The organism is Streptomyces sp. NPDC004647 (genome assembly GCF_040609575.1).
In the GTDB taxonomy this organism is placed as follows: Bacteria; Actinomycetota; Actinomycetes; order Streptomycetales; family Streptomycetaceae; genus Streptomyces.
Window position 1 is genome coordinate 16,976 of record NZ_JBEXKU010000087.1, and the last position, 10,443, is coordinate 27,418.

A 10,443-nucleotide genomic window follows, 5' to 3' on the forward strand; every position below is an offset into this window, starting at 1 on the left:
CCGTTTGTGTACAAAACCCGGAGCGGAAGTTTGACGTTCTGGACAGCGACGCGGGCCCCCTTGGCAAACTCGGATGCGCGGTGCAGGTTGGGCGTGAGGGCACGAATCGGATAGCGCGGAGGTGGGAGCCATGGCGGCCAAGATCCTGATCGTGACCGGAGACGCCGCGGAGTCTCTGGAGGTGCTCTACCCCTATCAGCGGCTGCTCGAGGAGGGCTATGAGGTCCACATCGCCGCCCCCAGCCGCAAGAAGCTGCGGTTCGTGGTCCACGACTTCGAGGACGGCTTCGACACGTACACCGAGAAGCCCGGCTACAGCTGGCCCGCCGACCTGGCCTTCTCGGAGGTAGAACCCGGGCAGTACGCCGCTCTGGTGATCCCGGGCGGGCGGGCGCCGGAGTACCTCCGCAACGACCCGGAGCTCCGGAAGGTCCTCAAGGCCTTCTTCGACTCCGACAAGCCCGTGGCGCAGATCTGCCACGGGCCGCTGCTGACGGCCGCCATCGGGGAGCTGGGCGGGCGCCGGGTGACCTCCTATCCGGCGCTGGAGATGGACATGCAGATGGCGGGCGCCTCTTTCCAGGACACGGAAGTGGTGGTGGACGGCACGCTGGTCTCGTCCCGGGCCTGGCCGGACCACTCCGCGTGGATGCGGGAGTTCCTGACGGTGCTGCGGTCGAAGGCCCCGGCGGTCTGAGTGATCGGGACGTCCTGCCACGGCGGTCGCCGGCAGTAGCGGTCGCAGGGCCGTCTCGCCGCCTGCTGTCGCGGTCGCCGGGCCGTGTGCCCGCGGGCCGTAGAGTCGCCAGGACGCCCCGCCGCCTGCCGTAGAGGTCGCAGGACATCCCGCCGCCTGCCGTTCGCGAGTCGCCGTGCCCGTGTCCCGCCTGCCGCAGGGACCGCGGGCCTCGCCGCCTCCGTTAACGGTCGCCTGCCGTTTACGGTCGACGGCCGCAGCGGTCGCCCTCGGCAGCCTCGTCGCTAGCCATAGAGGTCCTCGGCGGCCTCGACGGCCTCCGCGAGGCTGTCGACGACCCGGACTCCGGCGGTCTCCAGGCTCGCGCGGCTGTGCGAGCCCCCGGTGTAGAGCACGGCTCGGGCACCCACGTGCGCCGCCGCGAGCGCGTCGTCCACCGCGTCGCCGATGACGACAAGGCGGTCCCGGGCCACCTGGTCCCGGGCGACTCCGTCGAGAGCGGCGAGATGGCGCACCATGTGCTCGGCCTTGCCGGTGTGCGAGGGCCCGATCCGGCCGTCGACCCGTACGAAGTGCTGCTCGATGCCGTGCATACGGACGATCGGGATCAGCTGCTCATGCGGGGCGAGCGAGCACAGCGACTGGGTGAGACCGGCCGCTTGCCGCTCGGAGAGCAGCTGCTTGGCGCCCTCGGTCAGGCCCGAGTTCTCCGCCCGTACCCAGTAGTGCCGGTGGAAGGCCTCGTCCATGACCTCCCACTCCTCATCAGTGGGCAGCCGCCCCATCAGCCGCTCGTAGAAGCGCGGCACCGGTACGCAGTACAGGTCCCGGTAGCGGGCGAGGGTGATGGGCGGCAGACCGATCTCGGCGAACGACGCGTTCGTCGCCTCGATCACCGCGTCGATGTCGTGGAAGAGCGTGCCGTTCCAGTCCCAGACGATGTGCGTCCCGTGCTTCCCCATGCAAAGACGGTACCCGGAGGTACCGGCAGCGTCGGTCGGCAGTCGGAGCCACCGGTCGGGGCCGTCACCGGTCAGCCGATCAGATGGGGGATCTCCTGAGTGGCGTACCAGAGCAGCTCGTGGTCCTCGGCGCCGTCCACCGTGAACTGGGCGTCGTCGTCCCCGAGGTCCGCCGCGCCCAGCGCGGCGGCGGCAGCCGCGACATCCGGCTCGGCATCGCGGGAGTCGAGATGGACGGCGGCGGCCTCGGCGAGGCGCACCGGACCGGGGAGCCGTACCTCACCGAGCGCGGACGCGTCCAGGCCCCGGTCGGGGTCGGCGACCGCCGAACCGTCCGGGACGTCCACGGCGACGACGACCCGGCGGCGGGCGACCTGCGGGTCGGTGGCGAGGAGGCGCAGCGAGGCCTGCGCGGCACGGCTGAGCGCCGCGTACTCCAGCTCCTCGATGTCGTCGGAGAGATACCACTCGCGGAGCGCGGGAGTGACGGCGAAGGCGTCCAGCGGGCCGGTCCCCAGCTCGCCCGCCCGGTACGCCACTGCGAGACCTGGAAGTGTCGTGGGGACGTAGACGCGCATGGCTGCCGCTTTCGTGGAGTCACCGGCGTGCGGGCCGGAGGGTGTTGAACGTGCCGCCAGCATAAGGGCCGAGTCCCCCTTCGGGGTTGCGGGCGCCTCGGGCCTCCCCGGGCAACCGACACCGGCCTCACCGCGGGAACGGCCTCCGCCATGCCCCGTCCCTCTGATAGGTGAACTTCCTTACGGGTTCCGGCGGCGTCGGGCCTTTCTTGCGAGCCGCGGCGCGGCGCCGTTAGAAGTGTCCGCAGTGAAGTTACTGATTGGTACTCACATCGGCCGACATCGCGGGGGCGAAAACATGGACAGGACGACTGCGGGCCGCCGGACGCCCGGACAAGCACGCGGCAGGAGCGGCCCGCCGGCCCGGCGCGACCCGCGGCGGCCGGATCCGGCCGCCGCGGCCGCACGGCGGCGGGAGCTCCAGCGTCAGCCCCGGTACTGGTTCGCCAACCGGCTGCTGCTGACCCTGAGCGGCCAGAAGCCGGTGCACTGGATGCTCGGGCACACCCTGGGAACGGCCTACGACCAGCTGGTGTCGCTCGCACCGCTGGCCCCGCTGCGGCCGCCGGCCGCAGCAGGTCGCGCGGCGCCCCTGGTGGGACGCTGCGACGAGTACCGGCCGGAGCCCGGCGTCATCGAGGCGTTCGCCCGGATCGTCACCGGCGACCGGGTACAGGCGCTGGCGTTCCGGCTCGAGATGGGACGCGACGAGCGCTGGCGCTGCTCCGCGGTGGAACTGGGCGGGATCGGCCAACGGCCGGTCCCCTAAGGCCTGCCCGATAGCCCTGACGGCTCAGGAACGGCGCCTCCCGGCAGGGGTCGAGGGCGGGGCCCGAGTGACGGAGCCGAGGGCAGTACGCGTAACGGGCCGGGGCCCGACACCCTGTGGTGCCCGGCCCCGGCCCGTACCCGTCCCCGTACCGCTGCCCTCCGCGCGCGGAGGCGGAAGGGGTTACTTCGTGCGGCGGAGGTTACTTCTTGCGGCGGCGGCCGCTGGACTTCTGAGCCTTGCGGCGCTCCGCGCGGGTCAGCCCGTCGGATTCGGAGCGGGCCGGCGCACCGTCCGTGGCGAAGTCGCCCTCGACGATGCCACCCTCGCCGTCCACCTTGGGAGCCGTGAAGTGCAGCCGGTCCGGGCGCTGCGGGGCGTCGAGGCCCTTGGCGCGGATCTCCGGACGGCCTCCCGCGGCCACGGCCGGGACGGCGTCCTGCGGGGCCTTCTCGAGCGACGCCTTCTCGGCGGTCTCCGAGACCGGAACCTCCTCGACCTGCTGCTCGACCTGGACCTCCAGGTTGAACAGATAGCCGACGGACTCCTCCTTGATGCCCTCCATCATGGCCGTGAACATGTCGAAGCCCTCGCGCTGGTACTCGACCAGCGGGTCCTTCTGGGCCATCGCGCGCAGGCCGATGCCCTCCTGGAGGTAGTCCATCTCGTAGAGGTGCTCACGCCACTTGCGGTCCAGGACCGAGAGCACCACGCGCCGCTCCAGCTCGCGCATGATCTCCGAGCCGAGCTGCTTCTCGCGCTCGTCGTACTGCTCGTGGATATCGTCCCTGATCGACTCAGCGATGAACTCAGCGGTGATCCCGGCCCGGTCGCCCGCCGCGTCCTCGAGCTCCTCGACGGTGACCTTCACCGGGTAGAGCTGCTTGAAGGCGCCCCACAGTCGGTCGAGGTCCCACTCCTCGGCGAAGCCCTCGACGGTCTCCGCCTGGATGTACGCGTCGATGGTGTCGTCCATGAAGTGCCGGACCTGCTCCTGGAGGTCCTCGCCCTCCAGAACGCGGCGCCGCTCGCCGTAGATGACCTCGCGCTGGCGGTTGAGGACCTCGTCGTACTTCAGGACGTTCTTACGGGTCTCGAAGTTCTGCTGCTCGACCTGCGACTGCGCGGAGGCGATCGCGCGGGTGACCATCTTGTTCTCGATGGGCACATCGTCCGGGACGTTGGCCATCGCCATGACGCGCTCGACCATCTGGGCCTTGAACAGGCGCATCAGGTCATCGCCCAGCGAGAGGTAGAAGCGGGACTCGCCCGGGTCGCCCTGGCGGCCGCCACGGCCGCGCAGCTGGTTGTCGATACGGCGCGACTCGTGACGCTCGGTGCCCAGCACATAGAGCCCGCCGAGATCCTTGACCTCGTCGTGCTCGGCCTTGACCGCCGCCTCGGCCTTCTCGAGGGCGGCGGGCAGCGCCGCGGCCCACTCCTCGGGGTGGTCCAGCGGGTCCAGACCGCGCTGCCGGAGCTCCGCCTCGGCCAGGTCGTCGGGGTTCCCGCCGAGCTTGATGTCCGTACCGCGGCCGGCCATGTTCGTGGCGACGGTGACGGAGCCCTTGCGGCCGGCCTGGGCGACGATGATCGCCTCTCGGTCGTGCTGTTTGGCGTTGAGGACCTCGTGCGGGATACCGCGCTTGGAGAGCTGGTTCGAGAGGTACTCGGACTTCTCGACCGAGGTCGTGCCGACCAGGACCGGCTGGCCCTTCTTGTGCTTCTCGGCGATGTCCTCGACGACCGCGTCGAACTTCGCGGGCTCGGTGCGGTAGATCAGGTCGGACTGGTCGATACGGGCGACTTCCCGGTGGGTCGGGATCGGGACGACACCCAGCTTGTAGATCTGGTGGAACTCGGCAGCCTCGGTCATGGCCGTACCGGTCATGCCGGAGAGCTTGCTGTAGAGGCGGAAGAAGTTCTGCAGGGTGATCGTGGCGAGCGTCTGGTTCTCGTCCTTGATATCCACCCCTTCCTTCGCCTCGATGGCCTGGTGCATGCCCTCGTTGTAGCGGCGGCCGGCGAGGATACGGCCGGTGTGCTCGTCGACGATCATGACTTCGCCGTCCATCACGACGTAGTCCTTGTCCTTCTTGAACAGCTCCTTGGCCTTGATGGCGTTGTTCAGGTAGCCGACAAGCGGGGTGTTGACCGACTCGTAGAGGTTGTCGATGCCCAGCCAGTCCTCGACCTTGGTGACACCGGGCTCATGGATGGCGACGGTGCGCTTCTTCTCGTCGACCTCGTAGTCGCCGGTCTCCTCCAGACTCTTCTGCAGGTTGGCGGCCTCGCCCTTGGACAGCCGGGTGACCAGCTTGGCGAAGTCGCCGTACCACTTGGTGGCCTGGTCGGCCGGGCCGGAGATGATCAGCGGTGTACGGGCCTCGTCGACGAGGATCGAGTCGACCTCGTCGACGATCGCGAAGTTGTGGCCTCGCTGCACCAGTTCGTCCTGCGACCACGCCATGTTGTCGCGGAGGTAGTCGAAGCCGAACTCGTTGTTGGTGCCGTACGTGATGTCGCAGGCGTACTGCTCGCGGCGCTGCGCCGGCGTCATGTTGGCCAGGATGCAGCCGACCTCGAGTCCGAGGAATTTGTGCACCCGGCCCATCCACTCCGAGTCGCGCTCGGCAAGGTAGTCGTTCACCGTGATCAGGTGGACGCCCTCGCCGGACAGCGCGTTGAGGTAGGCGGGGAGGGTGCTGACGAGGGTCTTGCCCTCACCGGTGCGCATCTCGGCGACATGTCCCAGGTGCAGCGCGGCGCCGCCCATCAGCTGGACGTCGTAGTGGCGCTGGCCGAGCACGCGCGTGGCGGCCTCACGGACGGTCGCGAAGGCCTCGGGGAGCAGGTCGTCCAGACTCTCACCGTCGGCGTACCGCTCCTTGTACTCGTCGGTGAGCGCCCGCAGCTCAGCGTCGGAGAGGTTGACGAAGTCCTCTTCGATGGAGTTGACCTGGCCCGCGATGCGGTGCAGCTTGCGCAGGATTTTGCCTTCGCCTGCACGCATGAGCTTGTTGAAGACGGACACGTAGGTTGGTCTCCTTGCCGGTCGGGCCTGGCACGGTCGGTGCGCGGGCGCGGCAGGGTCAGGCCCCGCCGCAACGGCCATCGTAAGTCAGGACCCCGCCGCGTCGGGAGGTCCGTCATCGCCAAGGGTCGGTATCACCCGTAAGAAGAACGGAGGAGGCGCGCGGAAAGTGCCCTCTCCGGGCCTCCTCCCGGCCTTCTCCCGGCCTCTCCAGCCCTCTCCGTGGCTCCCCCACGGCTCTTTCCAGGGCTGTCCCGGGCCCGGTGTGGGGCCAGGGGGCGGCTCCGGGGCGGCGCGGAGCTCTTCACGGGAGCCCGGCCCGGGAGCCCGGCCCGGCTTCGCAGGGCATTGTCAGTGGCCGAGCCTAGGGTGCCGCTCATGACCACGCTGCCAGGACCGGCCACCGAACTGTCCGCGGACGACGCCCGGCGGATAGCCCTGCGCGCCCAGGGACTGCTGGGCGCACCGGACCGGCGGGCCGGTGTCCGAGGGGTACTGCGGCACCTCGGCGCGGTGCAGCTGGACACGATCTCGGTGCTGGCGCGGTCGCACGAGCTGATTCCGTACGCACGGCTGGGCCCGGTCGGACGGAAAGCGGTGGAGTCGGCGTACTGGACCGGGAACCACGCTTTCGAGTACTGGTCGCATGCCGCCTGCGTGCTACCGATCGAGGAGTGGCCGCACTTCGCCTTCCGCCGCAGGGCCCGGCGGGCCCGCGGGCACCGCTGGCATGTGATGGAGGACGCGGATCGGTCGTGCGCCGCGGTGCTGGACCGGCTGAAGGCGGACGGCCCGCTGACCTCTACGGAGCTGGGCGGCGCCAAGAACGGCGGACCGTGGTGGGACTGGTCCGAGACCAAGATCGCCGTGGAATGGCTGCTCGACACCGGCGACGTGGTGTGCACCGAGCGTCGTGGCTGGAAGCGGGTGTACGACCTGGCGGAGCGCGCGGTGCCCGATGATCTGCTCCACGACGATCTGGACGACGCGGAGTGCCTGCGGCAGCTCGTACGGCTGGCCGGGCAGTCGCTGGGGGTCGCGACCCGCGCCGACCTCGCGGACTATCACCGGCTGAAGAACGAGCAGGTCGACGCGGTGGTGGCCGATTCCGGGCTGGTCCCGGTGTCGGTCGCGGGATGGGGCGGCAAACCGGCCTGGGCGGACCCGGAGGCGCTCGCCACCGAGCCGCGCGGCCGGCACCGCAGGACTCTGCTGTCGCCCTTCGATTCACTCATCTGGGACCGGGCGCGCACGGCGCGGATCTTCGGCTTCACCCACCGGCTGGAGGCCTACGTGCCGAAGCCGAAGCGGGTGCACGGCTACTTCGCGATGCCGCTGCTGGCCGGCGGCAGGCTGATGGGCCGGGTGGATCCGGCACGGGAGGGGACGACGCTGGTGGCGCGGCAGCTGTCGCTGAACGGTTCGGCGGCGGTGCGGCCGATGGCGCAGGCGCTGCTGGAGGCCGCGGAGTGGGTGGGCTGCGACTCCGTACGGATCGAACGGGTGGACCGGCCGGAACTGGCAGCGCCGCTGGCCGACGCCCTCACCACCTGAGGTCGAGCCGCCCGTCCCGAACTACCTGATCTCGAGGATCTTCTCCCGCATCGCGTAGACCACGGCTTCCATCCGGGAGTGCAGCTGCAGCTTCTCCAGGATGTTGCGGACGTGGTTCTTCACCGTGTTCTCGCTGATGAACAACTCCTTGGCGATATCACGGTTGTTCATGCCCGTGGCGACGAGCTTGAGGACCTCGAGCTCGCGCTCGGTGAGCCGAGGCGCGGGCACCAGCCGCCGCTCGTCGGTGCGCTGGATCATCGACTTGAACTCGGTGAGGAGCTTGGAGGCCATCGAGGGGCTGATCTGGGACTGGCCGTCGGCGACCGCCCGGATCGCGGTGGCCACCTCGTCGGTGGAGATCTCCTTGAGGAGATAGCCGGTGGCCCCGGCCTTGATCGCTTCGTAGAGGTCCGCCTCCTCGTCGCTGATCGTCAACATGATGATCTTCGCGCTGGGGGCCACCTCCTTGATGGAGGTGCAGGCCTCGATACCGCCGCGCTTGGGCATCCGTACGTCCATCAGCACGATGTCGGGGAGCAGGTCGGCTGCCTTGTCCACCGCCTCGGCGCCGTCGCCCGCCTCGCCGATGACCTGGATGTCCTCCTCCTGGGCGAGGACGATTTCCAGCCCGCGGCGGAAGAGCGCGTGGTCGTCCACCACGAGGACCCGGATGGGCTCCTCGCGCGGCCCGCCCACGTCCGCTCCGACTCCGACGACGCGCTCGTCGTCCTCGTCGGACCCGGGCCCGAAGCTGTCCGCCATCGTTCCTCCCCCTGAAGGCCGTGGCCCTTGGTTGCGTGTCCGCCAACCGGCCTCCGCAGAGCGCGGGTTGGTCGCTCCGTCATGATTTCATGCCGGGAGGTGGAGCGTTGCCCCCGTGGTCGCACGGTGGTGCCCCCGGGGGCGCTCAGACGCTTCCGGGGGCACCGATTCGGTCAACGTGGCAGCCGGCTCAGCGCGGCGGCCGGTCTCAGCCGCCGAGCGCTCCACCAGCGCCGTGCGGCGCTTCCGCGACCATGGGGTCGGTGTCCAGGTGGATGACGCCGTAGTCGTAGGCGTGGCGGCGGTAGACCACGCTCGGCTGCTTCGTCTCGGCGTCGACGAACAGGTAGAAGTCGTGTCCGACCAGCTCCATCTCGTAGAGCGCCTGGTCGAGGCTCATCGGGGCCGCGGCGTGGGACTTCTCGCGGACCACCAGCGGGCCTTCGCCCTGCACCTCGAGCGAGCCCATCCTCGTGGTGGGCACCGTCTCCTCGACGCTCACGTTCTCAGTGGGGGGTTCGCCGTTGAGATGAGCGGCGAGCGGTGCGGTGGCTGCTGCGACGCTCGTCGGCGTACGGCTGCCGCCACGGTGCACCCGGCGCTTGTCGGCCTGCTTGCGCAGCTGGGCTTCCAGCCGGGCGGTGGCCGCGTCGAGTGCGGCGTACGGGTCTGCGGCCGCGGCTTCCGCCCGGATCACCGGTCCACGGGAGCGGAGCGTGATCTCCACTCGGTCGGAACGGTCGGCCTGACGGGGGTTGTGTTCCTTGGACACCTCGACGTCGAGGCTCATCACCTTGCCGTCGATCTTCTGGATCTTCTCCAGCTTCAGCTTCTCGGCCACGTGCTTCCGGAAGCGCTCGGGCACCTCGGTCTTGCGGCCCTTGACGACGATGTCCACGCAGAACTCCGTTCCCGGATCGCTCCGCTCCGATGCGGAGCACATCCCTCTTGCCTGGGGCCGGTGGGTCGCCTCCAGCGGGGGCGGGGCCCGTCCGGCACTGCGTCTGCTGCACCGCCACGGATCCGGGCGTCGTCCGGAGTCGCGGCGTTGCGACCTTCACCTCCTCCTCCCCAGTCGACAAGATCACCACCCCATCGACTTCAGGGACAGCGGAAAAGTCCCGAAGCACGCTCGTCCGGCCTAAAGGTCATAGCCTCCGCCACTCCTCACAACCGAACATAGCCCTAGCAGTGGGGTGTCGGCACCCCCTACCGGCGCGTACCTCCATACCGATCACTTCCGCTTCTACCACCTGCAACGACGCTCATTCCCTACCAGTTCCGGTTTATTTCAGAAGGCGCTCAAAGGCGCCGCGACCACGGCTGTTCCGGCCACTCGCGCACCCGTCCGTCCGATCACCCGGGCACCTTCCACCAGCGAGGCTCCCGTCGTCATCAGATCGTCCACCAGAACCACGTGAGCGGCCCCCAGGAGCCGGGCGCTGCCTCCCGGGACCGCCAGGGCGCCGGAGAGATTGCTGAGCCGCTGCCGGGCGGACAGCCCCGCCTGGTCGGCCACCGCCCGCCGCTGCCGAAGCACCGGGAGCACCCGCGCGGACCGGCCTTCCCGGCGCAGCCGGGCAGCGGCGGCGAAGGCGATCCGGCGCGTCGGATCGTGCCCGCGGGCCGCCACGGAGCGCGACGCCGATGGCATCGGCACCACCAGCAGCGGGCCGCGCCCGGGGCACGCTGCCCGCACCGCTCCCGCCAGAGCCCCGCCCAGGGGACGGGCCAGCCCGAGCGCTCCCCGCTCCTTGTGCGCGAGCAGCACGGCCCGCACCTCGTCCGCGTATGGCGCGGCCGCGTACACCGGCGGCAGTCCGGCGGGCAGCGGGCTCGGCCGCACCCGGCGAGGCGCCTTTCCGGCCAGCGCCGCACCGCACCGGTCGCACAGCGCGGTCCGCTGACGCCCGCAGCCCGCGCAGCCGACCGGCAGAACCATGCCCGCGATCTCCTGCCACCACCCCCGCATGGCACCACTGTGGCCGCTGGCGGCGCCTGTCACCAGCCCTGTGGATAACTCTTGAGGGCTCTCAGCAGTGACCACCGGGGTCCTCGAATCTCCGGGATCCCGGAGATTCGAG

9 protein-coding genes are annotated in these 10,443 nt (G+C 70.1%); 3 read left to right on the top strand and 6 right to left on the bottom strand.

Features of this window, described 5'->3' with window-relative positions; all coding sequences use genetic code 11:
- Positions 1–130: 130 nt before the first annotated feature.
- Positions 131–697: a DJ-1/PfpI family protein gene (locus ABZW18_RS28800; protein ID WP_356192958.1), complete on the top strand. Its 567-nt coding sequence runs from the start codon at positions 131–133 to the stop codon at positions 695–697.
- Between the two features lie 284 nt (positions 698–981).
- Here the strand turns inward: ABZW18_RS28800 and ABZW18_RS28805 are convergent, their stop codons facing one another.
- Both ABZW18_RS28805 and ABZW18_RS28810 read right to left on the bottom strand, forming a co-directional pair.
- Positions 982–1,659 carry an HAD family hydrolase gene (locus ABZW18_RS28805; protein WP_356192961.1) on the bottom strand — a complete coding sequence of 226 codons (678 nt, stop codon included), beginning with the start codon at positions 1,657–1,659 and terminating at the stop codon, positions 982–984.
- Positions 1,660–1,730: 71 nt separating this feature from the next.
- On the bottom strand, positions 1,731–2,237 hold the full coding sequence (locus ABZW18_RS28810) for a hypothetical protein (RefSeq protein ID WP_356192963.1): 507 nt from the start codon (positions 2,235–2,237) through the stop codon (positions 1,731–1,733).
- A gap of 298 nt (positions 2,238–2,535) precedes the next feature.
- On the opposite strand from ABZW18_RS28810, the gene ABZW18_RS28815 reads away from it, so the two are divergent.
- On the top strand, positions 2,536–3,006 hold the full coding sequence (locus ABZW18_RS28815; RefSeq protein WP_356192965.1) for an Rv3235 family protein: 471 nt from the start codon (positions 2,536–2,538) through the stop codon (positions 3,004–3,006).
- A gap of 202 nt (positions 3,007–3,208) precedes the next feature.
- Here ABZW18_RS28815 and secA read toward each other — a convergent pair whose 3' ends face one another.
- On the bottom strand, positions 3,209–6,040 hold the full coding sequence (gene secA, locus ABZW18_RS28820; RefSeq protein ID WP_356192967.1) for a preprotein translocase subunit SecA: 2,832 nt from the start codon (positions 6,038–6,040) through the stop codon (positions 3,209–3,211).
- 378 nt (positions 6,041–6,418) lie between these two features.
- On the opposite strand from secA, the gene ABZW18_RS28825 reads away from it, so the two are divergent.
- Complete coding sequence (locus ABZW18_RS28825; protein ID WP_356192970.1) at positions 6,419–7,594, top strand: crosslink repair DNA glycosylase YcaQ family protein; 1,176 nt, start codon at positions 6,419–6,421, stop codon at positions 7,592–7,594.
- Between the two features lie 21 nt (positions 7,595–7,615).
- Here the strand turns inward: ABZW18_RS28825 and ABZW18_RS28830 are convergent, their stop codons facing one another.
- The 3 genes from ABZW18_RS28830 to ABZW18_RS28840 form a co-directional block, all read right to left on the bottom strand.
- Complete coding sequence (locus tag ABZW18_RS28830) at positions 7,616–8,359, bottom strand: response regulator transcription factor (protein ID WP_356192972.1); 744 nt, start codon at positions 8,357–8,359, stop codon at positions 7,616–7,618.
- 208 nt (positions 8,360–8,567) lie between these two features.
- On the bottom strand, positions 8,568–9,302 hold the full coding sequence (gene raiA, locus ABZW18_RS28835; protein WP_356192975.1) for a ribosome-associated translation inhibitor RaiA: 735 nt from the start codon (positions 9,300–9,302) through the stop codon (positions 8,568–8,570).
- A gap of 348 nt (positions 9,303–9,650) precedes the next feature.
- Positions 9,651–10,331 carry a ComF family protein gene (locus tag ABZW18_RS28840; protein ID WP_356192978.1) on the bottom strand — a complete coding sequence of 227 codons (681 nt, stop codon included), beginning with the start codon at positions 10,329–10,331 and terminating at the stop codon, positions 9,651–9,653.
- Positions 10,332–10,443: the final 112 nt, after the last annotated feature.